This is a genomic window from Kluyvera sichuanensis, assembly GCF_014218705.1.
GTDB lineage: Bacteria > Pseudomonadota > Gammaproteobacteria > Enterobacterales > Enterobacteriaceae > Kluyvera > Kluyvera sichuanensis.
In genome coordinates, this window is record NZ_JABBJF010000017.1 from 77377 (window position 1) to 101863 (window position 24487).

The window sequence follows — 24487 nt, forward strand, 5'->3', positions numbered from 1 at the left end:
TATCTTCTCGTAGGTTATGCAGTTGCTGGCAGCATAACCTGCGCGCTATTGTGCAGGCAGAGCCCTCCATTTATGACCCTGATAAGAGAAACTTTGAATGACGACGCTGAATCTGGGATACCTGGCAACGTTTCGTTTAGTGGTTCAGCGTGGCAGCTTTTCGGCGGCGGCGGACGTGCTGGGGATTTCACAACCCGCCGTCAGCCTGCAGGTGCGTCAGCTTGAGCAGTTTCTGCAAGCGAGGCTTATCGAACGCACCGGACGCGGGGTAAAGGCCACCGCGGCCGGCCTGGCGCTTCTGCTTCACGGTGAACGTATCGAACAAGCGGTCAGTGAGGCAGTGCAGTCGGTGAACGACTGCCAGCAGACCGTAAGCGGCACGATTACGCTTGGCACCGGCGCCACGGCTTGTATCCACCTTTTGCCGCCTTTACTACAGCACCTGCGCGAGCAGCACCCGATGCTCGCGGTGGGGGTAACGACCGGTAATACGCTGGATATTACTCGTGCAGTAGAAGAAAACCGCCTCGATTTAGGGCTGGTCACGCTACCTGCCAGCGGGCGCAGCCTGGATATCATGCCGGTTTTACGTGAAGAATTTGTCGTTATCAGCGCCGAATCACAGGGTGAACTCAACCTGGAAATGCTAAAGACGCTGCCGCTGATTGCGTTTGAAGCGGGAAGCGGAACGCGCGACCTGATTGATAGCTGGTTCCAGCAGGCTGGGCTTCAGGTGACGCCGGTGATGCAACTGGGCAGCATAGAGGCGATTAAACGTATGGTGGCGGCGGGGTTGGGGTACAGCATTATTCCGCGGATGGCGGTGGAGCATCATCGTGACGCGGAAGGGCTACGGGTAGGATCGCTGGCGCCGCCGCTCTATCGTCAGTTAGGTATCGTGATGCGGCAGGATAAAATTTTGAGCAAAGGAATGACGGAAATTATCCGGCTGTTGCAGCAGCACGCTCCCCTCTAAGAAAAAAGGGGAGCGCCGGGTTTAGTCGACCAACTGCAGTTGCTGCTGAGGCCGGTTGGCAACGTTCTCTACGCGGATATCCATCTGCGGGTACGGTAGGTCAATGTGATTAGCATCCATCGCCTCTTTGATGTTTTCTAGCAGGTCGTAGTAGGTGTTCCAGTACTCGGCGTTGCGCACCCATACGCGCACATAGAAGTTCAGCGATGACGCGCCCAGTTCACCTAAACGCACGGTGAAACCGCGCTTCTGATCGATACGTTTATCCTGCTCGATGAGCTGGGTGATGACCCTTTTCACATCGGCAATTCGGCTCTGATAGCCTACGCCAATCACCAAATCGATGCGGCGGAACGGGTGTCGTGAGTAGTTAATGATATTGTCGGCAATAATCTTGCCGTTGGGGATAACCACCTCTTTGCTGTCGCCGGTTAGCAGTGTCGTTGAAAAGATATGTACCTTCTCAACGGTGCCGGTCATGGTGCCAATTTGCACCACTTCGCCCGCGCGGAAGGGGCGCAGGGAGACCAGCATCACGCCCGCCGCGAAGTTTGACAGCGAGCTTTGCAGCGCCAGGCCGATAGCCAGGCCTGCGGCACCAATCACGGCGATAATGGATGACGTCTCAATGCCCAAACGCCCCAGCGCGGCGACCACCGAAAACGCAAGCGTGATGTAGCGAACCAGTGCAGTAAAGAATTGCACGATGGTGATATCCACCTTGCGTTTTAGCAGCAATTTTTCCAGCCCACGGGAGAGCAGGCGGGCGATAAATTTACCAATAAATAACAGAATAATCGCCGCAACGATGTTCCAGCCAAACTGGATAACCGCGTCGCTGTGACCTGACATCCACTCCAATCCACTTCTTATTTTGGGAAATAACGTAAAACCTTTCATGGTAAAAATCCTGCCGCTTTAAAATTAATGGTGGAAGATTCAATTAAATATTCAACATATATACAAAAAATCTATATATTTATAAGTAGGGTGCTTTTGGAGTTATGTATTAGCGACTATTTGCGCTTTTATCACCGTTTTTTTAGACGACTGATTGATGCATCAAAAAATCAGCGCGGCATGTTGCGGCAGCAGAAAAGGAAAAGTTTGTGTAATTGTGCGGGAAATTATTTTTTGGCTAATAAAGTACGAATTGAAACTAATGTGGCAGAATGGGGATGAAACACGACTAAATTCCTTACCGGATGGTTAAAAATCAATCTTTTAGCCATTCGGTAAGGAATCTCGGTGTCGGAAAAAAAGGGGCGTTAACGGTCGTCGGTTTGCGCGGGGGAAGTCTTTTGCGACAGGCTGCTCTGCTGGGACTCTTTTTTGTCCTGGTGGTGATGCCACGCGCCGATGGAGGAGTAGACGAAGCGTCCGAAGAAGAAGATAAAGCTGATAAGCAGTACGATACGGGTCATTCGACCATTAAATCGGTGTCGTTTTCGTAGGCTGGTAACCTGGCTCACAAAGGGGTCCTTACGTTATACCCATAGACGGGCGGTACGTACATTAAGGCACAGAGCGGGGCGTGGGTCAATTGCGATGAATGTAAAAAACCGTCAGATAAAACATTAATTAATGTTATATAAGATATTATTCGTATTCACAAGCAGGCCTTGATTACGAGGGGTAGACCAAAGAAAAGAAAATTAGTGTTTTTATGTACGTTATTTTTTGACTCATATCAAACTTCATTCGTAAGCGATAACTAAAATCTCCACCTGACCCGCGTAATATCTTCTCTCGCGGCCTTTTTTAAGCCAGGTTGGATGCCTGTCTGAAAATACCCAGCTGGATTTGGGGTATCCTTAGAGCATCTATGAATTTCAGTAAAATATATAAGCAATATCGAGATGAGTGGTGGGGACTGCCCCTGATATTGCCTCTTCTTGTGTTACCAATAATCAAATTTGCTAATACATACACCTATATTGGCGGCGGCAAAACCTACCTTTATTACCTACCGCTGCCGTTTATGCTTTGCATGATGTTGTTCTTCAACTGGAAAGTGCTGCCTGGCCTTGTTGCAGGTATTAGCTGCTATCTTACTGACGATCTCCATTTTGTGGAAAGGGTGGGCATTGCGTTGCAGTTCCTCATTCCGACGATTGTGGCATGGGGCGGGTATCAGTTTTTTAACCAGCAACGCAAGATGATTTCACACGGCGATACGCGGCTGATGGCGCATCGGCTGTTCTGGCAGATGTTTGTCCCATCGACGGTTTTCATGCTGCTGATACAGTTTGCGCTGTATCTTGGGCTGTATCCGAGCCTGGGGGATACCGAGTGGGCCTCTCCGCTCACCCAGCGCAATCTGATTAACTACCAGTCGTTGCTGATGGGCTATCTGACCGGCGTGCCGCTATGCTATCTGATGGTGCGTTTAATCCGTAACCCCAACTATCTTCGCAGCTTCTTGTCGCAGGTGCGCCGTGATTTTGATCCAAAGGTGAAATGGCCGGAAATGCTGGCCTGGAGCACCCTGGTGATTGGTGTTTTCTCGATGTTGATGGTACCGATGACCAAAGGCAGCACGATATTCAGCACCAACTATACGCTGTCGCTGCTGCTGCCGATTATGCTCTGGGGTTCGATGCGCTTTGGCTACCGCTTTATCTCGGTTATCTGGACGCTGATGCTGATTGTGGCCATCCACTATCACTATCACTATGTACCTAAAAGCGCAGGCTATAGCGTCCAGCTGGCGATAACCTCATCGAGTTACCTGATCTTCTCGTTTATTATTGCGTATATGGCGATGCTCTCCAGCCGCCAGCGTGCCATTCATGAACGCGTGCGCCGCATTGCCTTCATCGACCCGGTGGTCAGCCTGCCTAACATGCGCGCGCTGAGTCGGGCGGTGAACAATACGCCGTGGTCGGTACTGTGCTTTTTACGCATGCCGGATCTTGAAGTGCTGACGCGCCACTATGGCATTATGTTGCGTATCAACTACAAGCAGAATCTGGCGAAGTATCTTAGCGAAATGCTCCGCCCCGGCGAGAACGTCTACCAGCTTACCGGTAGTGACCTGGCGGTGCTGCTGCATACTGAATCCTATAAAGAGCGAGTGGAAGCGCTCTACGACCGTCTGAAGCAGTTCCGCTACAGCTGGAATGGGATGCCGCTGCAGCCGCAGATTGGTATTAGCTATTGCTATATCCATTCGCCGGTGGCCCATCTCTCGCTGATGCTGGGGGAGCTGAATACGGTGGCGGAGCTTTCGCTTGCTACGAATCGCCCGGAAAACTTACAGCGCCGCGGCGCGCAGTACCTGCAGCAAGAGCTGAAAGATAAGATCGCCATGATGGTGCGGGTGCAGCAGGCGCTGGAAAACAACCGCTTCCGACTGATGGCGCAGCCGATTGTCGGTATTCGCGGCGATGATTATCACGAAGTCCTGCTGCGTATGCTTGGTGATGATGGCGAACTTATCTCGCCGCTGTTGTTCTTACCGGTCGCCTATGAGTTTGGCATGGCCTCGCGCATCGATCTCTGGGTGCTGGAAAATACGCTGGTCTTTATGGCGAGCCGTCGGGAAAGTAATCCAGGTATGCGTCTGGCGCTTAACCTCTCGCCTTCCACGGCGAGCGGAACTGGCTTTGCGCATCAGGTGAAGGAACTGCTGGAAGAGTACGGTATTGAGGCCTGGCAGCTGGTCTTTGAGATCACCGAGAGCCACTCGCTGGTGAATGCCGAGCAGGCGCGGCGGACGCTGCGTGAGCTTCAGGAGTTGGGCTGTCGGGTGGCGATTGACGATTTTGGAACCGGCTATGCCAGCTACGCGCGTCTCAAACATATCAGCGCCGATATTCTGAAAATCGACGGCAGTTTTATCCGCAATATTGCGACCAGCAGCCTGGATTACCAGATTGTCTCGTCTATCTGCCATCTGGCGCGCATGAAGAGGATGCGGGTGGTGGCGGAGTACGTTGAAAACGAGGAGATCCGCACGGCGGCGATTGCGCTGGGGATTGATTATCTGCAGGGGTACGGCATCGGCAAGCCAGCTCCCCTGGAGGAGCTGGCGGTAGCGGAAACGGCGGCGTGTGAATCAGGCGGCGACCACTTCGTCGGGCGCACGCTCCTCAGTGATTTTTAACAGCCAGCCGGTGACGCTCTCCCAGTACTGCTGCTCTTTCTCCAGATCGAGCAGCACCAGCGCGTTCTGGGTAAACCAGTCGTGCGGGAAGCAGAGCGTCCAGTGGTTAGCCTCGGTGGTCAGCTTCAGCGTCGGTGGCGTGGTTGTCGCCTGACGCTGGTTGTTCAGCAGCACGCCAAGGCGCAGCAACTGGATCATCGGCAGGAACTGTTTCTTCTTGAACAGCGTAAAGCGCGGCAGTTCGTCGAGCTTAATCGCCTTACGGTGGAAGCGCACCAGCGTCGACATCAGATACTGCTGCTCCTGGTTGAAGCCCGGCAAATCGCTGTTTTGCAGAATATAGGCCGAATGGCGGTGCATGCCGCTGTGGTTAATATTCAGCCCGACTTCATGCAGCATCGAAGCCCATTTCAGCAGCGCAGTCAGCTGTGGATTGCCCAGCTTCGGGTTTTGCTCCAGCCACTGATCGTACATCTGCATGGTCGTTTCCAGCACGCGCTGCGCCTGTTCACGGTCAATGTTGTACTGGTTTGCCAGACTTTGCGCGGTGCGGCTGCGCACGTCCTGGTGGCGGAAACGGCCTTCCATTTCATACAGCACGCCTTCACGGAGCGCGCCGTCGGAGAGACGAAGTTCTTTAATCGCCAGTGCATCGAATACGCCGCAGAGAATAGCCAGCCCCGGCACGAACACGCCTTTACGCTCTTCCGACAGGCCCGGCAGGCTCAGACTATTGAAGTTTTTATACTTCAGCACCTCTTCTACCAGCATCTCGAGACGTTCAGGGGTGATAAAACCGTCCTTTTCGCCCATCTCAACCAGCACTTCGTGGGCCGCTTTGATAGTGCCCGACGCGCCCATGGCAAAATTCCAGCCCTGAATGCGGTACTGCCACGCCAGCGTTTCCAGCTTCTGCACCGCCGCCAGGCGTGCGCGCTGGAAGTTTTCGCGGTTGATGGTGCCGGCAAGGAAGAACTGCTGGGCAAAGCTAACGCAGCCCATACGACGGCTTTCGACCAGCTTCGGCTCGAAGTCTTCGCCAATCACCAACTCGGTGGAGCCGCCGCCGATATCAATCACCAGCTTGCGGCCTTTTTCAGGCTGAGTGTGCTCTACGCCCATAAAAATCAGACGGGCTTCTTCGTTCCCGGAGATGATTTCAATAGGGTAAGGGATCACCTTTTCCGCTCGCGTCAGAAACTCGGTGGCGTTCGCGGCCTGACGCAGCGTATGGGTACCGACGATACAGACGCTGGACGGAGCGAAGCCCTGCAGGCGCTCGGCAAACAGCGACAGGCAGCTAAGACCGCGCTCCATTGCCTCTTCGCTCAGCATATTGTTTTCATCCAGCCCATCGGCCAGATGAACACGTTGCTTCAGACGGCCAATAATCTGCATCGCGCCGTCGACGACGCGCGCGATAACCATATGGAAACTGTTCGAACCAAGATCAACCGCCGCAAACTCCTGCGGCCGGGGTGCTTTGCTTTTTATTGGCATAGGTTAGTCAGGTTGTTCAAGTGATTTGAGGTAATCGTAAATCGCCTGCTGCGCGCGGACCTTGCGTCGGTTGCCGCGTGGCACATAGCGATTACTCAGTTCTTTATCAATAAAGCGGGCTTTCACCGTGTCGCTGAACAGAATATCGATAATATCGAGGATCCGCTGTTTAAGGCGCGGGTCGAGCAGCGGGGTCGCCACTTCGATACGGTAGTCGATATTTCGGGTCATCCAGTCAGCGGAGGAGAGATAAACGCGTTTATCGCCGCCGTTCTCAAAAATATAGATGCGATCGTGCTCAAGGAAACGGTCAACGATGCTGATCACACGAATATTATCGCTGATCCCCTCTAATTCTGGAATCAGAGAACACATGCCGCGGATCAGAAGATTGACCTGCACGCCGGAACTTGAGGCCGCGTACAGACGATCAACCAGCCCTTTATCGACCAGGTTGTTGAGTTTTAGGGTAATTCCTGCGGCCTGGCCGTTTTGCGCGTTGGCGATTTCACGGTCGATCATCTCGTAGAGCAGACGACGGGAGTTCTGCGGCGAGACCAGCAGATAGTCGAAGTTCACCGGACGATACGGGTTCTCGATAAAGTTGAACACCCGGCGGACCTCGTTGGTGATGCGGGCATCGGCGGTCAGCAGCGAGTAGTCGGTGTAGATACGCGCCGTTTTCTCGTTAAAGTTACCGGTGCCGATGTGCGCATAGCGCACCACGTCGTCGCCTTCTTTACGCGACACCAGGAACAGTTTGGCGTGAATTTTCAGTCCTGGCGCGGAGAAGATCACATGAACGCCCGCTTCGGTCAGGCGTTTCGCCCAATGAATGTTGGCCTCTTCGTCGAAGCGTGCCTGCAGCTCAACGACCACGGTGACTTTTTTACCGTTGTGGGCGGCGTGGATCATCGCATCAATGATGCGCGAGTCTTTCGCCACGCGGTAGATGTTGATCTTAATCGCCAGTACGCTCGGGTCGAACGAGGCCTGACGCAGCAGCTCCAGCACGTGCTCAAAGGTGTGGTACGGGTAGTAGAGCAGCACGTCGCGTTCGCGAATAGCATCGAAGCCGTTGCGGAACTTATCGAACCATAGATGGCGCAAGCGCGGCATTGGCTTGTTGACCAGGTTGGCTTTACCGACGTTCGGGAAGCCAATAAAGTCTTTAAAGTTGTGATAGCGACCACCCGGCACGATGGAGTCATAGCGGGAAATGGTCAGCTTTTTACGCAGCATCTCCACCATCGCATCCGGCATATCGCGCTGGTACACAAAACGCACCGGCTCGGCGGTCAGACGCTGCTTCAGGCTGGAGGACATCAGCTCCATCAGGCTCGACTCCATTTCGTGCACCAGATCGTACTCGGCATCACGGGTCATTTTCATGGAGTAGGCGTTGAGGGCGTCGTAGTCGAAGAAGCCTTTGAAGATATCATCCAGGCAGTAGCGCAGGATGTTATCCAGCAGGATCATCGGTTTGCGACGGCGCGGCGTTTCTGGCGGCAGGTTGACGAAGCGCGGCACTTTATCTGACGGGATCTCCAGCAGCGCGTAGTTGATCTCGTCGCCGCGGATAATTTCGACCGCCAGGTAGGTGTAATCGTCTTTCAGGAACTGGACCAGATCGGTCTCCCGATTCAGCAGGATCGGGGTGATGTGCTGGCGCAGATGCTGTTTAAAGTAGTGACGCAGCCAGCCCTGTTGGTTGACGGAAAGCTGGCGTTCGTTAATCAGGAAGATTTGGTTACGGGCCATCTCCAGCAAGAGTTCGTTGTAGAGGCCATCGAACTCTTGATCGGCTTTCAGCACCCGGGCCTGAATACGGCTCAGCAGGTGACGAGAATGCGTGGTGACGCCCTGTTCTTCGCTAATGATGATGCGGCGCTTTAGCTCCGCAAAGCGGACCTTGTAGAATTCGTCGAGGTTGTTGGAGTAGATCCCCAGGAAACGCATACGTTCAATAAGCGGGTTACTTTTGTCAGCCGCTTCCTGGAGGACGCGCTCGTTGAATGACAACCAGCTCAGTTCTTTTTCGATGTACAGTTTTTCCTGACCCATTACTACTCACACTCCGGTTTATTCACGGGACGCGGCAACGTCGTCTACTGATTATATTGCTAGCTTTGCCGGGCTATGTCCAACTGTGTCATCTTAGTATGACAGTTATCCTGATTTGCATAAAAAAGAGGGCCATAAGGCCCTCTTAGTCAGGTAGCCCGGCCGAACGAAGTGACGCCGGGGAGATGCCGAGGAGTCGGCGTTGACACGCCTCGTCCGGGCTACTGGATTTATTCTGCGGCATAGCCTTCCGGCGTCAGCTTAATGTCGTCAAGCCAGGCGTGATTATCCTGCATCTTCAGACGGCCATTAAGGAACCAGCTCACCACCAGAGGATAGATAGCGTGCTCCTGCGCCTGAACGCGTGAGGTGATTTCCGCTTCGTCGTCACCGGCGAAAACCGGCACCTTAGCCTGCAAAATCACCGGCCCGCCGTCCAGCTCTTCGGTCACGAAATGCACCGAGGTGCCGTGTTCCGTATCGCCGTTGTCCAGCGCCTGACGATGGGTGTTCAGGCCCGGGTATTTTGGCAGCAGGGAAGGGTGGATGTTGAGCAGCTTGCCCTGATAGTGCTGAACAAACTCTGCGCTCAGAATGCGCATGTAGCCTGCCAGCACCACGACATCGGGCGCATAGGCGTCAATTTCATGCATCAGCTCGCGGTCAAAGGCTTCGCGGCTGGCAAATTGGCTGGCAGCCAGCGCGTGCTGGGGAATACCGGCCTCACGCGCCCGCTCAAGACCGAACGCGTCGGCCTTGTTGCTAAATACCGCCCTGATGGTGCCTGGAATCCTTTTCTGCTCACAGGCATCGATAATCGCCTGTAAGTTGCTGCCGCTGCCGGAAATCAGCACGACGATATTTTTCATTTATTCGATGACCACACGCTGTTCGGAATCAGAGGCTTTGATATAGCCGATTTTCCACGCGTTTTCACCTTTTTCGTTCATCAGCGCAATCGCTTTGTCAGCCTGATCGGCCGCCAGCGCAATAACCATGCCTACACCGCAGTTAAAGGTACGGTACATTTCATGCTGGCTCACGTTACCGGCATCCTGCAGCCAGTTGAATACCGCTGGCCACTGCCAGGAGGATTCATCAATTACTGCCTGGGTGTTGTCCGGCAGAACGCGCGGGATGTTTTCCCAGAAGCCGCCGCCGGTCAGGTGGGCGATAGCGTGAACGTCGACGCTGGCAATCAGTTCCAGAATGGACTTCACGTAGATGCGGGTCGGTGCCAGCAGGTGGTCGGCCAGGGTTTTGCCTTCCAGTTGAGTGGTATCCGGGTTGCAGCCGCTCACTTCAATAACTTTGCGCACCAGCGAGTAGCCGTTGGAGTGCGGGCCGCTGGAGCCGAGGGCAATCAGTACGTCGCCGTCGGTCACTTTGCTGCCGTCGATGATTTCTGACTTCTCGACCACACCCACGCAGAAACCGGCGACGTCGTAATCTTCACCGTGGTACATGCCCGGCATTTCGGCGGTTTCGCCGCCAACCAGCGCACAGCCAGACTGCAGACAGCCTTCGGCGATGCCGCTGATAACGCTTGCTGCGGTATCGACGTCCAGCTTACCGGTCGCATAGTAGTCGAGGAAAAACAGCGGCTCGGCGCCTTGTACCACCAGGTCGTTCACGCACATGGCCACCAGATCGATGCCAATGGTGTCGTGACGTTTTAAATCCATCGCTAAACGCAATTTGGTGCCAACGCCGTCAGTGCCGGAAACCAGCACCGGTTCGCGATATTTTTGCGGCAGCGCGCACAGTGCGCCAAAACCGCCTAATCCACCCATCACTTCCGGACGGCGAGTTTTCTTCACCACCCCTTTGATACGGTCAACCAGAGCGTTTCCTGCGTCAATATCAACACCGGCATCTTTATAGCTGAGAGAGGTTTTGTCGGTCACTGCTAAGTCTCCACGCGTTTGCGATAGCAAGAAAAATCGGCGCAATTCTATCAGTCCAGGCAAACGTTTGCGAGCCTATTCTGATCCCAATTTTTACCTCCCGGTTTTTCCATTGTTTCCATCTATATATCGGTCAAATATGATACTGCTCACGAAAATGAAACCGGGTACACCCTTGTCCTTGCATCCACTGAGCACAATCCACATCATATCAATGAAACCGGTTTCTGTTTTTTGTTTCAGCGAAGCCAATCACCGATGTAAAACGGCTACAAGGGATGAATGGAATGAAGATTGCTGCCTTTGATATTGGGGGTACGGCGTTAAAGATGGGCGTTGTTGCCGCCAGCGGTGAACTGCTCGATAAGGGAAAAGAGCCAATCAGCAACAGCGATGGTGACCAGATTCTGGCGGCGATTGAGCGCTGGATTACGGCCCACCCAGAGTGCACAGGGATTGCCATCAGCGCACCGGGCTACGTTAACCCGCATACCGGCTTTATCGAAATGGGCGGCGCCATTCGTCGGTTCGACAACTTTGCCATTAAAGCGTGGCTGGAAGAACGTACCGGCCTTCCGGTGGCGATTGAGAACGACGCGAATTGCGTGCTGCTGGCCGAACGCTGGCAGGGCAAAGCTCGCGATATGGCCAACTGCCTGGTGATGACCATCGGCACCGGCATCGGCGGCACTATCTTCTGCAACAACCAACTGGTGCACGGCGCCCGTTTTCGCGCCGGTGAGTTTGGCTATATGCAAACTATGCGCCCCGGTTCACGCGACGTCCGTCGCTACTCCATGAATGAAAACTGCACCCTGCGCGTGCTGCGCCATCGCTACGCGCAGCATATCGGCAAAGCGCTGGAAGAGGTGACGGGCGAGGAAATTTTTGACCGCTTTGACGCGGGTGACGCCATCTGTCAGCGACTGGTATCAGAGTTTCTCAACGATATCGGCACCGGCCTTTACAACCTGGTAAACCTGTTTGACCCGCAGACTATTTTTATCGGCGGTGGCATTGTCGAGCGCCCAGGTTTTCTGGCCCTGATGCGTGAGCATCTGGCCTGGTTCGGCATTGCCGACTACATCGATACCGTCAGCCATGGCAACGACGCCGGGCTTATCGGCGCGGTTTACCATTTCAATCAGCACTATTCGCAGCGATAACTCACTGTTTAACGAGGGAAAGATATGTCTGGATTTAAAGCTGGGTTTCTCTGGGGCGGCGCGGTAGCCGCACACCAACTTGAAGGCGGTTGGCAGGAAGGCGGGAAGGGTGTGAGCGTGGCGGATGTGATGACCGCCGGTGCGCACGGCGTGCCGCGCGAAATTACCAACGGCGTACTGCCAGGAAAAAACTATCCGAACCACGAAGCCATCGACTTCTATCATCGCTATAAAGACGATCTGAAGTTGTTCGCTGAGATGGGCTACAAATGCTTCCGTACTTCTATTGCCTGGACGCGTATTTTCCCGAACGGCGATGAGTTGACCCCGAACGAAGCGGGCCTGCAGTTTTATGACGACTTGTTCGATGAGTGCCTGAAGCTTGGCATCGAACCGGTCATCACGTTGTCGCACTTCGAGATGCCGTACCACCTGGTCACCGAATACGGCGGCTGGCGCAACCGTAAGCTGATTGAATTCTTCGTCCGCTTCGCCAACGTGGTGTTTACCCGTTACCAGCACAAAGTGAAGTACTGGATGACGTTCAACGAAATCAACAACCAGGCGAACTTCCACGAAGATTTTGCGCCGTTTACCAACTCAGGCCTGAAGTATCAGCCGGGTGAAGACCGCGAACCGGTGATGTATCAGGCCGCGCACTATGAACTGGTGGCGAGCGCGCTAGCCGTAAAAGCCGCGCGTGAGATTAACCCATCGCTGCAGGTTGGCTGCATGATTGCCATGTGCCCAATCTACCCGCTGAGCTGTGCACCAAACGATATGATGATGGCGATGAACGCCATGCACCGTCGTTACTGGTTCACCGACGTGCACGTGCGCGGTAAGTATCCGCAGCATCTGCTGAACTACTTCGAGCGTCGCGGTTTTGAGCTGGATATTACCGACGAAGACCGTCAGGCGCTGACCCAGGGCTGCGTCGATTACATCGGCTTTAGCTACTATATGTCGTTTGCCACCAAGGCCACCGACGATAATCCGCAGCTCGACTACGACGAAACCACCAGCCTGGTCTCCAACCCATATGTACAAAAGTCCGACTGGGGCTGGCAGATTGACCCGGTGGGCCTGCGCTATTCGCTGAACTGGTTCTATGACCACTATCAGCTGCCGCTGTTTATCGTGGAGAACGGTTTCGGGGCGATTGACGTGCTGGAAAGCGACGGCACGGTGAACGACCAGTACCGTATCGACTATCTCTCAGCGCATATTGCCGAAATGAAAAAAGCGGTTGTGGAAGACGGTGTGGATCTGATGGGCTACACCCCGTGGGGCTGTATCGACCTGGTTTCCGCTGGCACCGGCGAAATGAAGAAACGCTACGGCTTTATTTATGTCGATAAAGACAACGAAGGTAACGGTACGCTGGCGCGCAGCCGTAAAAAATCTTTTGCCTGGTATCAGAAGGTGATTGCGACCAACGGCGAAGAGCTCTAACCCGCTGAATACGTAAAATAAAACCCCGCGAGTCGGGGTTTATTTTTATCCTGTCTTATACTCTCTGGGGACCCATTCACCGCTTTGCTTGATCCTGGTCAATCATCACAGGTATGGCGCAATCGTAAAAAAGCGGTATAATCCCGCGATTTTTTTTGTGGCTGCCCCATCTAAAGGAGAAAGAGAATGAAGATTGTGGAAGTTAAACACCCACTCGTCAAACACAAGCTGGGCCTGATGCGCGAGAACGACATCAGCACCAAACGCTTCCGTGAACTCGCCTCCGAAGTCGGCAGCCTGCTGACTTATGAAGCTACCGCCGGTCTGGAAACCGAAAAAGTGACTATCGAAGGCTGGAACGGCCCGGTAGAAATCGACCAGATCAAAGGTAAGAAAATTACCGTTGTGCCAATCCTGCGTGCAGGCCTGGGCATGATGGACGGCGTACTGGAAAACGTACCAAGCGCGCGTATCAGCGTTGTCGGTATGTACCGTGACGAAGAGACGCTGGAGCCGGTACCTTACTTCCAGAAGCTGGTCTCCAACATCGATGAACGTATGGCGCTGATCGTTGACCCAATGCTGGCTACCGGCGGTTCCGTTATCGCCACCATCGACCTGCTGAAGAAAGCGGGCTGCTCCAGCATTAAGGTGCTGGTGTTGGTTGCTGCGCCGGAAGGTATTGCCGCGCTGGAAAAAGCGCACCCGGACATCGAGCTGTACACCGCGTCGATTGACCAGGGCCTGAACGAGCACGGATACATTATTCCGGGCCTCGGCGATGCCGGCGATAAGATTTTTGGTACCAAGTAAACGAAAAAATAAAAAGAGCCGACTTTTAGAGTCGGCTTTTTTTTGAATAAAAAAACCGAAGCTAATAACACACTCGAGGAAAACATCATGACACGCCGTGCCATTGGGGTAAGTGAAAGACCGCCGCTTTTACAGACCATCCCGCTTAGCTTGCAGCATTTATTCGCCATGTTTGGCGCAACCGTGCTGGTGCCAGTCCTGTTTCACATCAACCCGGCCACCGTTCTGCTGTTCAACGGTCTTGGGACGCTGCTGTACCTCTTCATCTGTAAAGGCAAAATCCCGGCCTATCTGGGCTCCAGCTTTGCCTTTATCTCTCCGGTACTGCTGCTGCTGCCGTTAGGCTACGAAGTGGCGCTGGGCGGCTTTATTATGTGCGGCGTGCTGTTCTGCCTGGTCTCCTTCATCGTGAAGAAAGCGGGGACCGGCTGGCTTGACGTGATGTTCCCTCCTGCGGCGATGGGCGCAATCGTTGCCGTTATCGGTCTGGAACTGGCGGGCGTGGCGGCGAACATGGCGGGCCTGCTGCCGCCGGACGGTCAGTCTGCGGATACCAAAACCATTATTATTTCGCTGGTAACCCTGGGCGTCACCGTGTTTGGCTCGGTGCTGTTCCGCGGCTTCCTGGCGATTATCCCGATTCTTATCGGCGTGCTGGTGGGCTACGCGCTCTCCTTCGTGATGGGCGTTGTCGACACTTCGCCGATTGCGAATGCGCACTGGTTCGCGCTGCCAACCTTCTATACGCCGCGTTTTGAGTGGTTTGCTATCTTCACTATCCTGCCAGCGGCGCTGGTGGTGATTGCCGAACACGTAGGCCACCTGGTGGTGACGGCGAACATCGTCAAGAAAGACCTGATTCGCGATCCGGGTCTGCACCGTTCGATGTTTGCCAACGGCCTTTCCACCGTGATCTCCGGTTTCTTTGGCTCCACGCCGAACACCACCTACGGTGAAAACATCGGCGTGATGGCGATTACCCGTGTGTACAGCACCTGGGTTATCGGCGGCGCGGCAATCATTGCGATTCTGCTCTCCTGCGTTGGTAAGCTGGCGGCGGCGATTCAGATTATCCCACTGCCGGTCATGGGCGGCGTTTCTCTGCTGCTGTACGGCGTAATCGGTGCCTCCGGTATCCGCGTGCTGATCGAATCCAAAGTGGATTACAGCAAAGCGCAGAACCTGATCCTGACCTCCGTCATCCTGATCATCGGCGTCAGCGGCGCGAAAGTGCACATCGGCGCGGCTGAGCTGAAAGGCATGGCGCTGGCGACGATCGTTGGTATCTGCCTGAGCCTGGTCTTCAAGCTGATAAGTGTCCTGCGTCCGGAAGAAGTGGTGCTGGACGCGGACGAGAGTGATACCTCTAAGTCGTGATCCTCAAGCCGGGCGGATCGCCGCCCGGTTCTCTCCCCGCTATTTTCTGTGGTAAACTCTTCCCGTTTTTTCGTAAGCCCATGTTGAGGTCTCTCTGAACGCACCGGCACAGCTCTCTTTGCCACTTTATCTTCCTGATGATGAAACCTTTGCGAGTTTCTTCCCAGGTGATAACCCTTCTTTACTTGCTGCACTGCAAAATGTGCTGCGGCAGGAGCACAGCGGATACATCTATATCTGGGCACGTGAAGGTGCCGGACGCAGCCATTTGCTGCATGCAGCCTGCGCCGAACTCTCGCAGCGCGGCGATGCCGTGGGCTACGTACCGCTGGATAAACGCACCTGGTTTGTTCCGGAAGTGCTGGAAGGGATGGAGCAGCTTTCGCTGGTGTGCATCGATAACATCGAGTGCGTGGCGGGAGACGAACTGTGGGAAATGGCGATTTTTAATCTCTACAACCGGATCCTCGAGTCGGGTAACACCCGCCTGCTGATCACCGGCGATCGCCCACCGCGTCAGCTGAATCTCGGCCTGCCGGATCTCGCTTCTCGCCTCGACTGGGGGCAAATCTACAAGCTGCAGCCGCTCTCCGACGAAGATAAATTACAGGCATTGCAGCTGCGTGCCCGCCTGCGCGGCTTTGAGATGCCGGACGATGTGTGCCGCTTTATGCTCAAACGGCTGGATCGCGAAATGCGCACGCTGTTCCAGACGCTGGATCAGCTCGATCACGCCTCTATCACCGCCCAGCGCAAGCTGACCATTCCGTTTGTGAAAGAGATTCTGAAGCTGTAGGTTATTCCGCTTTTTCCTGTGCGATGGCGTTAAGATCATCTGCCAGGACACCGGTAAGTGCGATAACCCGTTGCCGTTCCATACCGTCCTGAAGTAGGGCTTTGGCTATACGGGTGGCGGCTTCGTTTCTGCCTTCTGCTAACCCTTTTTCCAGGCCCTTTTTCCAACCTTTTTGTTCCAGATACTCTGCGACCGTCATCAGTGTTCCCTCATGATGTGCTGTGCGTTGTGCCAGTTCCTGAATCAGTTTTTCTGGCTGGTCGGCGGTGCCGTTTAACAACATATAGTTCAGGATTGCGATTAGTCTGTCGCGATCAGTGTATCCCATCACTAATAGCTGAGCTAGAGGAGCGATAAGCTCGGCTAGATCCCGTAGCCGAATATGCTTTTGCAGCAATTCTAGCGAGGCAATACGTCGGTGATGCATAATTTCGCTGTCGGGGATGACGGTGATATCGGCCAGCGGAAAGGGTTGACTATAGAACGCTCGTGCCATTTCCGGTGCGGCAAATTCATCTGTCCAGTTTAGTGAATGAGGGTAGGGACTCACGAGTCCATGATAAAAAAGAATGGGGATAACCAAAGGAAGCCGTCGGTGCCCCGCATTGAGATGACGCTGCATGGCGGCAATAGCATAGCGCATCAGGCGAAATCCCATATGACGGTCTGGCTTACTCTGATGCTCGATCAGGGCATAAATATAGCCGTCTCCAGCTGTCGTTTTAAGCGAGTAAAGCATATCAGAATAGCTTGCCTGTAGACTCTCTTCAATAAAGCTACCGGACTCGAGCTTGAGCGTATCGAGATCGCAAAGACGCTGCAGCGAACCAGGAAGATGAATCTGTAGAAAATCGCGAGCGGTGGCAGGATCCTGCAAGAACTGCTTAAAAATCGCATCATGCGGCATCGATGTGGCGTTCTCGCTCATCGCTTCTCTCCGTGAAGACCAGTGGATGGCGGGACTCTAACAAGTTTGACATCATGGAGAGGCAGGGAAAATCAAACTACAGATGGTACAACGCAAAGTGTTTATCAATGTATGCAAGCGGTACAAAACGCTGGAATTACGTTCGCATCTGGAAGGGGGAGAGCGTGCCGCAGCCGAACAATATCAACCGCGGCGGGTAGAAGGGATTAGCGAACGATTTCCAGCACCTGCTCCGGCGGACGACCAATGCGCGCCTGCCCGTTGTGAACAACGATAGGGCGTTCAATCAGTTTTGGATTCTCCACCATCGCCTGGATAAGCTGTTCTTCGCTGAGCTGGCTATCGGCGAGGTTCAGCGATTTGTAGAGATCTTCTTTCTGACGCATCAGCTCGCGCGCGCTGCTGAAGCCGAGCATGTCAATCAGTTTGCGCAGCGTCGCGGTATCCGGCGGCGTGTCGAGATACAGCACCACCTCAGGGTCGATGCCATTATCCTTCAGCAGGGTTAAGGTCTCGCGGCTCTTTGAGCAGCGCGGGTTGTGATAAATCGTGACCGAATCCGTCATCGTCTCTCCTGTTTACATTTTCTGATAAGGGCGGAAGCGTTCCTGCAGCTCGCGTAGCTGATCGATACGGGCATCGTAGCGCGCCTGCTGGAGGCTACGCAGTTTCACCTGACCGCTGGCCGAGCTGAGCATGGAAATCGCCTGATCGAGTCTGCCTACCAGCGCCATATTCTCGGCGCGAGCCGCCAGCTCCTGATCACGATTACCCAGCGCGGCTTCCGCCTGGGCTAGCAAATCCCAGCCGTTGGTATCGTCTTTATTGTTAAAGGTGTAGCGGTTCAGAATAGTTGCAGCTTCCGCAGGCTGCCCGCCCTCAAGCAGGGCGTTTGCCAGGTTGAGCTGCAGCACAGGGTTGGTACGCAGTTCACGGGCATTTTTCAGTCGGCTGATGGCCTCGGCGGTTTTCTTCTGCCCGAGGTCGATATCCGTTGCCAGGTCAAGATACCAGGCGTTTTGCGGCTCGGCGCTCAGCAGCGGCTGCAGCTGTTTGCTCGCCTCGGCGTAGTTTTTCGCTTCCATGGCCAGCAGCGCACGGCCGTACTGTGCGGCGTGCTGCTCGCGAATATTGCCCTTCGACCAGTTATCCAGCAGGTCGCTGCCGAGCTGGTTCTTACCGGAGTTATACATGCCGAGGGTACGCGCTTTAGCGAAATAGAAATCGGCGGAAGATTGCACCACCACCGGACGCATCTGGTTGGCGCGGTTACGCGCGTCGGACAGACGGCTTTCGGGCAGGGGGTGAGTCAGCAGCATTTCCGGCGGCCGCGATGAGTAGCGCGACTGGTCGAGGAGCTTTTCCATAAAGGCCGGCATGGCCTGGGGATCAAAGCCTGAACGCTGCAGTACCTGGATACCGATGCGGTCAGCCTCTTCTTCATTCTGGCGAGTAAAGCTGATCATGCCCTGCTGGGTACCGGCCAGCGTGCCGCTTAGCGCCGCCATACCGGCCTGCGGGCTGGCCATCGCCAGTAAAATTGAACCGAGGGCGCCAACCCAAGTCAGTGGAGCGTTACGCTTCTGGTCTTCCATCGCGCGCGCCAGGTGGCGCTGGGTGACGTGGGAGATTTCGTGCGCCATTACCGACGCCAGCTGGCTCTCGGTATCGGAATAGCGAAATAGCGCTGAGTGCAGCACCACGTTACCGCCGAAGAAGGCGAAGGCGTTGATGTCGTCGTTGTTAATCAGATAGAAGTGGAACGGCGTACGGACGGAAAAGGCGTGCGAAACCAGACGCATGCCCAGTGAATTGATGTACTGAACCAGCAGCGGGTCATTAATCAGCGGGGCGCTTCCGCGCAGCTGACGGACATAGTAATCCCCCATCTGCATCTCCTGACCGATGGAGAGCGTGCTTCCTGCTGAGGTGCCCATATCCGGGAGAGTATCAGCCGAATCCGCAAAGGCCGGGGCGATTTGCCCAAGCGTAAGCGTTGCAATAAGGGATGCCAACAGCGTTTTTTTCAACTGCCTGAACATAACCTCTGTCCTGTAATGTGGGGATGTGCCTGTTTTGACCAACAGCATAATCTTACGTTCCATTTTACGCTGCTCTGGGAGTGTATCTATCTGCTCACGGGATGAAAATGATAATCGCGAGATTGTTGGGATAAATATAAAAAGCGGAGTCTTTTTTGTGACACTTCGATACAATTCATCTCCGTGTGAAAGCAAAGCGTTCAGGGAATCGATTTATGCTCGAGATGTTGATGCAGTGGTACCGCCGCCGATTTAGTGACCCGGAGGCGATCGCGCTGCTGGTCATTCTGGTGGCAGGTTTTTGCATTCTGTTCTTCTTCAGTGGCCTGTTGGCGCCGCTGCTGGTTGCACTGGTGCTGGCCTATCTGCTGGAGTGGCCGACCGTCCGCCTGGAGCGGCTGGGCTGGTCGCGTACCTGGGCCACTACCGCCGTGATGGTGCTGTTTATCGGCATTCTGTTGCTGATGTCCTTCGTGGTGATGCCGATTGCCTGGCAGCAGGGGATTAACCTTATCCACGACATGCCGGGCATGCTGAACAAGCTTTCTGATTATGCCGCCACGCTGCCCCGCCGCTATCCTGCGCTGATGGATGCCGGGATCATTGATGCGATGGCCGAAAATATGCGTACCCGAATGCTAACGCTCGGTGACTCGGTGGTGAAATATTCGGTGGCCTCGCTGATGGGACTGCTGACGCTGGCAGTCTATCTGGTGCTGGTGCCGCTGATGGTCTTTTTCCTGGTGAAGGATAAAGAGCAGATGCTGAACGCGGTGCGTCGCGTGCTGCCGCGCAACCGCGGTCTGGCAGGGCAGGTGTGGAAAGAGATGAACCAGCAAATTACCAACTACATTCGCGGTAAGGTGCTGGAGATGATCGTCGTAGGCATTGCCACCTGGCTTGGCTTCCTGATGTTTGGCCTTAACTACTCGCTGCTGCTGGCGGTGCTGGTGGGGCTATCGGTCCTTATTCCTTACATCGGCGCGTTCGTGGTGACGATTCCGGTGGTCTGCGTGGCGCTGTTCCAGTTTGGCCTTGGTACCGAGTTCTGGAGCCTGTTTGCGGTCTATCTGATTATTCAGGGGCTGGACGGTAACCTGCTGGTGCCGGTGCTGTTCTCCGAAGCCGTGAACCTGCACCCGCTGGTGATTATTCTGTCGGTGGTGATTTTCGGTGGGCTGTGGGGCTTCTGGGGCGTGTTCTTTGCCATACCACTGGCGACGTTGATTAAAGCGGTAGTTCACGCCTGGCCGGATGGGCTGGTGGTAGAAGAAGAAATATCAAACTAACGTGTCGCCCGGGCGAGGCGGTTACGCCGGCCCTGGAGGAGCCCCGGCGTCGCTGCGCTCGGCCGGGCTACGTTATTGGGTTAGGCGTTTGCCTGCAGCCAGCCCAGCACGATGTCGTGGTGGTTGGTAGTTTTGAAGTCGTCGAAGACGTGCTCGACTTTACCGTCGGCGTCAATCAGGAAGCTGGTGCGGTGAATGCCGTCATAGGTTTTGCCCATAAAGGTTTTCTCACCCCAGATGCCAAACTGCTCGCAAACCTGGTGATCTTCATCGGAGAGCAGCGTGAAGTTTAGCAACTCTTTTTCCGCAAAGCGGGAGAGCTTCTCAGGCTTATCGGTGCTGATGCCCAGCACTTCAACGCCAACCTTTTTCAGCTCATCCATATTGTCGCGAAGGCCGCAGGCCTGCACGGTGCAGCCAGGGGTCATTGCTTTCGGGTAGAAATAGACCAGAACACGTTGTCCCTGGAAGTCGGTTAAATTTACCTGCTCGCCGTCTTGATCGGGCAAACTAAATTTCGGTGCGATATCACCGGCTTTCAGTGGGTTCATTACTCAGCTCCATCCTGTTCATCATGCTGTGAATAATTGATCACGTTTATACTGCCTTGTGCGTTCAGTTCTGTACATAGGGCTTTGAACGCTTGCTCAATATTTGATGCATTTTTCGTAGCGGGGCTGTGGGCGGTTATCTGAATAAACAGCTGCGCAACGCCTTCGTTATCGCCAGGCTGCGTGCGCGACACCAGTTCGGCAATGTTCATTTCCCAGCTATCAAACAGCGCGGTAAAGCGCTCAATAATATGCGGCGAATCAGGAACCTCAACCTGCACCCAGACGGTGGCAGGCATCGCCGGACGCGGGCGCGCGGTGGTGCGCTTCATCACGATCAGCAGATCCAGCTCTGCACCTTTGAGCGGCAGGGTGGATTCAATCAGCGTAATCGCATTCCATGAACCGGAAAGCAGCATAATAAAAGTGAACTCATCCCCCAGCATGGCCAAGCGACTGTCTTCGATGTTACAGCCGCAGCTGCTCACGTGACGGGTAATCGTATTGACGATGCCAGGGCGATCCGCGCCCAGGGCTGTAATGACCAGATAGTGTTGTAATGAGGCTGTCAAACCTGTTCTTCCTTTAAAAAGGTGCGGTATTCCTTAGGAAAGCATAAAAAAAACCGGCATACAACATTCTGAAGGCCCTCAGTCTCTTGCTTTTATTACAAGACCAAACGTACCATTGAGATTCATGTCCGCACGTCAGCACAGAGGATGGCCCATGTTTACGGGAAGTATTGTAGCGCTTGTCACGCCGATGGATGAAAAAGGTAATGTCGACCGTTCAAGCCTGAAAAAACTGATTGATTACCATGTCGCCAGCGGAACCTCGGCGATTGTCTCGGTAGGAACGACCGGCGAATCGGCAACGCTCAGCCACGAAGAGCATGGCGATGTCGTGATGACGACGCTGGAGCTGGCCGACGGCCGCATTCCGGTGATCGCAGGAACGGGGGCAAATGCAACCGCAGAGGCGATTAGCCTGACCCAACGTTTTAATAATACCGGCGTGGTGGGTTGCCTGACCGTTACCCCGTATTACAACCGCCCAACCCAGGAAGGTCTGTTCCAGCACTTCAAAACGATCGCTGAGCATACTGACCTGCCGCAAATTCTGTATAATGTGCCGTCCCGTACCGGTTGCGATATGCTGCCGGAAACCGTAGGTCGCCTGGCGAAAATTAAAAATATTATCGCGATTAAGGAAGCCACGGGGAACTTAAGCCGTGTTCATCAGATCAAAGAGCTGGTTTCAGATGACTTCATCCTGCTGAGCGGTGATGATGCAACCGGTCTGGACTTCATGCAGCTCGGCGGTCATGGCGTTATTTCAGTAACGGCAAACGTTGCGGCGCGTGATATGGCGGAAATGTGCAGACTGGCAGCTGATGGCCAGTTTGACCAGGCGCGTATCATTAACCAGCGTTTGATGCCGCTGCACAATAAATTATTTGTCGAACCCAATCCAATCCCAGTGAAATGGGCATGTAAGGAATTGGGACTTGTGGCGACCGACACCATGCGTTTGCCGATGACCCCTATCACCGACCACGGTCGTGATGTGGTGGCATCTGCATTAAAGCATGCCGGTTTGCTGTAAAGTTTAGGGAGATTTGATGGCTTACTCAGTACAGAAGTCGCGCCTGGCGAAGGTTGCGGGGGTATCGCTGGTTTTACTGCTTGCGGCCTGTAGTTCCGACTCGCGCTATAAGCGCCAGGTCAGCGGTGATGAATCCTACCTGCAAGCCACTCCGTTGAGTGAACTTCACGCCCCTGCGGGCATGATTCTGCCGGTTGAAAATGGCGACTATAACATTCCGGTCGCTAACGGCAGCGGTGCCGTCGGTAAAGCGTTGGATATCCGTCCACCGGCTCAGCCGCTGGCGCTGGTTTCTGGTGCGCGTACCCAGTTCACGGGTGATACCGCTATGCTGCTGGTTGAAAATGGCCGTAGCGGTTCTCTGTGGCCGCAGGTTGTCAGCATCGTTCAGGCGAAAAACTACACCATCACCAAACGTGATGATGCTAGCCAGACGCTGACGACAGACTGGGTTGAGTGGAACCGTCTTGATGAAGACCAGCAGTACCGTGGTCGCTATCAGGTCTCCGTACAGCCGCAGGGCTACCAGCAGGCCGTCATGGTGAAGCTGGTTAACCTGGAACAGGCTGGCAAGCCGGTTGCTGACCGTGCTTCTCTGCAGCGCTATAGCGCTGAAATGCTGAACGTGATTTCCGCAGGCCTGGATAAGAACGCGACGGATGCCGCGAACAGTTCCAGAGGTACTGCGGGCGCAACCTTCGACGTGCAGAGCGCCTCCGACGATACCGGCCTGCCAATGCTGGTGGTACGTGGTCCGTTTAACCAGGTATGGCAACGTCTGCCTGGCGCGCTGGAAAAAGTGGGCATGAAAGTGACCGACAGCACCCGTTCTCAGGGCAGCATCGCGGTGACCTACAAGCCACTGTCTGACAGCAGCTGGAAAGATCTGGGCGCTAGCGATCCGGGTCTGGTCTCCGGTGACTACAAACTTCAGGTCGGCGACCTGGACAACCGTAGTAGCCTGCAGTTCATCGATCCGAAAGGTCATACGCTGACGCAGTCGCAGAATGACGCCCTGGTAGCCGCATTCCAGGCCGCATTTAGCAAGTAATTAAACAGGGCTGGAGCAATCCGGCCCTTTTTTCTGTATAGTGACGCAATCGTGTGCGTCGCCGGAAAATGCACAAATATTTATCGTAATCATCACTGGAGTGACAAAGATGCAAAAGCTAGCTGAGTTGTATCGTGGTAAAGCGAAAACCGTATACAGCACCGAAAACCCGGATCTGTTGGTACTCGAATTCCGTAACGATACGTCAGCAGGGGATGGTGCCCGCATTGAGCAGTTCGATCGTAAAGGCATGGTGAATAACAAGTTCAACCATTTCATTATGAGCAAACTGGCAGAAGCTGGTATTCCAACCCAGATGGAAGCGCTGTTGTCCGATACCGAATGTCTGGTGAAAAAGCTGGATATGGTGCCGGTGGAATGCGTGGTGCGTAACCGTGCGGCAGGCTCGCTGGTAAAACGCTTAGGGATTGAAGAAGGTATCGAGCTGAATCCGCCGCTGTTTGACCTGTTCCTGAAAAACGACGCGATGCACGACCCGATGGTTAACGAATCCTACTGCGAAACCTTCGGCTGGGTGAGCAAAGAGAACCTGGCGCGTATGCAGGAACTGACCTTCAAAGCGAACGACGTGCTGAAAAAGCTGTTCGACGACGCGGGCCTGATCCTGGTCGACTTCAAGCTGGAGTTCGGTCTGTTTAAAGGTGAAGTGGTGCTGGGCGATGAGTTCTCCCCGGACGGAAGCCGTCTGTGGGACAAAAAGACCATGGACAAAATGGACAAAGACCGTTTCCGTCAGAGCCTGGGTGGCCTGATTGAAGCGTACGAAGAAGTGGCGCATCGTTTAGGCGTGAAGCTCGACTAAGTTTCTACACATCACCGGCGTGGGGGGGGGGGGGGG

The 24487-nt window shown here is 54.4% G+C and carries 21 protein-coding genes and 1 pseudogene; 11 read left to right on the plus strand and 11 right to left on the minus strand.

Annotated features, from left to right (window positions below):
• The first annotated feature begins 72 nt into the window (after positions 1-72).
• Positions 73-976 (plus strand): annotated as a pseudogene (locus HII27_RS16545) (LysR family transcriptional regulator).
• Positions 977-997: 21 nt separating this feature from the next.
• On the opposite strand, the gene mscS reads toward HII27_RS16545, so the two are convergent.
• Positions 998-1876, minus strand: a complete 879-nt coding sequence (gene mscS, locus HII27_RS16550; protein ID WP_185668918.1) for a small-conductance mechanosensitive channel MscS — start codon at positions 1874-1876, stop codon at positions 998-1000.
• A 368-nt stretch (positions 1877-2244) separates the two neighbouring features.
• On the minus strand, positions 2245-2448 hold the full coding sequence (locus HII27_RS16555; RefSeq protein WP_185668919.1) for a YfgG family protein: 204 nt from the start codon (positions 2446-2448) through the stop codon (positions 2245-2247).
• A gap of 353 nt (positions 2449-2801) precedes the next feature.
• Here HII27_RS16555 and HII27_RS16560 point away from each other — a divergent pair, with 353 nt between their 5' ends.
• On the plus strand, positions 2802-5084 hold the full coding sequence (locus tag HII27_RS16560) for a sensor domain-containing phosphodiesterase (protein ID WP_185668920.1): 2283 nt from the start codon (positions 2802-2804) through the stop codon (positions 5082-5084).
• On the opposite strand, the gene ppx is transcribed toward HII27_RS16560, so the two are convergent.
• From ppx to purM, 4 genes are all read right to left on the minus strand, one after another.
• On the minus strand, positions 5037-6584 hold the full coding sequence (ppx, locus tag HII27_RS16565; protein WP_185668921.1) for an exopolyphosphatase: 1548 nt from the start codon (positions 6582-6584) through the stop codon (positions 5037-5039). The two genes, HII27_RS16560 and ppx, sit on opposite strands and share 48 nt — an antisense overlap.
• A 3-nt stretch (positions 6585-6587) precedes the next feature.
• A complete protein-coding gene (ppk1, locus tag HII27_RS16570; protein WP_185668922.1) occupies positions 6588-8648 on the minus strand; it encodes a polyphosphate kinase 1 in 2061 nt (686 codons plus the stop codon).
• A 230-nt stretch (positions 8649-8878) separates the two neighbouring features.
• Positions 8879-9517: a phosphoribosylglycinamide formyltransferase gene (gene purN / locus HII27_RS16575; RefSeq protein ID WP_185668923.1), complete on the minus strand. Its 639-nt coding sequence runs from the start codon at positions 9515-9517 to the stop codon at positions 8879-8881.
• Entirely contained in the window at positions 9518-10555 is a 1038-nt protein-coding gene (gene purM / locus HII27_RS16580) for a phosphoribosylformylglycinamidine cyclo-ligase (RefSeq protein WP_185668924.1), read from the minus strand.
• A 287-nt stretch (positions 10556-10842) separates the two neighbouring features.
• Between purM and bglK the strand changes: the two genes are divergently transcribed.
• From bglK to HII27_RS16605, 5 genes are all read left to right on the plus strand, one after another.
• Positions 10843-11721, plus strand: coding sequence for a beta-glucoside kinase BglK (bglK, locus tag HII27_RS16585; RefSeq protein ID WP_185668925.1), 879 nt, complete (start codon positions 10843-10845; stop codon positions 11719-11721).
• A 24-nt stretch (positions 11722-11745) separates the two neighbouring features.
• Positions 11746-13176, plus strand: coding sequence for a 6-phospho-beta-glucosidase (locus HII27_RS16590; protein ID WP_185668926.1), 1431 nt, complete (start codon positions 11746-11748; stop codon positions 13174-13176).
• Positions 13177-13362: 186 nt separating this feature from the next.
• Entirely contained in the window at positions 13363-13989 is a 627-nt protein-coding gene (gene upp / locus HII27_RS16595; RefSeq protein WP_035891452.1) for a uracil phosphoribosyltransferase, read from the plus strand.
• A gap of 87 nt (positions 13990-14076) precedes the next feature.
• On the plus strand, positions 14077-15366 hold the full coding sequence (gene uraA / locus HII27_RS16600) for a uracil permease (protein WP_185668927.1): 1290 nt from the start codon (positions 14077-14079) through the stop codon (positions 15364-15366).
• A 94-nt stretch (positions 15367-15460) separates the two neighbouring features.
• Positions 15461-16162: a DnaA inactivator Hda gene (locus HII27_RS16605; protein WP_185668937.1), complete on the plus strand. Its 702-nt coding sequence runs from the start codon at positions 15461-15463 to the stop codon at positions 16160-16162.
• A 1-nt stretch (position 16163) separates the two neighbouring features.
• Here HII27_RS16605 and HII27_RS16610 read toward each other — a convergent pair whose 3' ends face one another.
• From HII27_RS16610 to bepA, 3 genes are all read right to left on the minus strand, one after another.
• A complete protein-coding gene (locus HII27_RS16610) occupies positions 16164-17090 on the minus strand; it encodes an Rpn family recombination-promoting nuclease/putative transposase (RefSeq protein ID WP_185668928.1) in 927 nt (308 codons plus the stop codon).
• 206 nt (positions 17091-17296) lie between these two features.
• A complete protein-coding gene (gene arsC, locus HII27_RS16615) occupies positions 17297-17656 on the minus strand; it encodes an arsenate reductase (glutaredoxin) (protein ID WP_185668929.1) in 360 nt (119 codons plus the stop codon).
• A 12-nt stretch (positions 17657-17668) separates the two neighbouring features.
• Positions 17669-19132 carry a beta-barrel assembly-enhancing protease gene (gene bepA, locus HII27_RS16620; protein ID WP_185668930.1) on the minus strand — a complete coding sequence of 488 codons (1464 nt, stop codon included), beginning with the start codon at positions 19130-19132 and terminating at the stop codon, positions 17669-17671.
• Positions 19133-19347: 215 nt separating this feature from the next.
• Between bepA and HII27_RS16625 the strand changes: the two genes are divergently transcribed.
• Entirely contained in the window at positions 19348-20421 is a 1074-nt protein-coding gene (locus HII27_RS16625; RefSeq protein WP_185668931.1) for an AI-2E family transporter, read from the plus strand.
• 80 nt (positions 20422-20501) lie between these two features.
• Here HII27_RS16625 and bcp read toward each other — a convergent pair whose 3' ends face one another.
• Complete coding sequence (bcp, locus tag HII27_RS16630; protein WP_185668932.1) at positions 20502-20972, minus strand: thioredoxin-dependent thiol peroxidase; 471 nt, start codon at positions 20970-20972, stop codon at positions 20502-20504.
• A complete protein-coding gene (locus HII27_RS16635) occupies positions 20972-21544 on the minus strand; it encodes a glycine cleavage system transcriptional repressor (protein WP_035891472.1) in 573 nt (190 codons plus the stop codon). The genes bcp and HII27_RS16635 overlap by 1 nt, the downstream gene beginning before the upstream one ends.
• 154 nt (positions 21545-21698) lie before the next feature.
• On the opposite strand from HII27_RS16635, the gene dapA reads away from it, so the two are divergent.
• From dapA to purC, 3 genes are all read left to right on the plus strand, one after another.
• Positions 21699-22577: a 4-hydroxy-tetrahydrodipicolinate synthase gene (dapA, locus tag HII27_RS16640; protein ID WP_185668933.1), complete on the plus strand. Its 879-nt coding sequence runs from the start codon at positions 21699-21701 to the stop codon at positions 22575-22577.
• Between the two features lie 16 nt (positions 22578-22593).
• Positions 22594-23628 carry an outer membrane protein assembly factor BamC gene (bamC, locus tag HII27_RS16645; RefSeq protein WP_185668934.1) on the plus strand — a complete coding sequence of 345 codons (1035 nt, stop codon included), beginning with the start codon at positions 22594-22596 and terminating at the stop codon, positions 23626-23628.
• Between the two features lie 109 nt (positions 23629-23737).
• Positions 23738-24451, plus strand: a complete 714-nt coding sequence (gene purC / locus HII27_RS16650; RefSeq protein WP_035891480.1) for a phosphoribosylaminoimidazolesuccinocarboxamide synthase — start codon at positions 23738-23740, stop codon at positions 24449-24451.
• Positions 24452-24487: the final 36 nt, after the last annotated feature.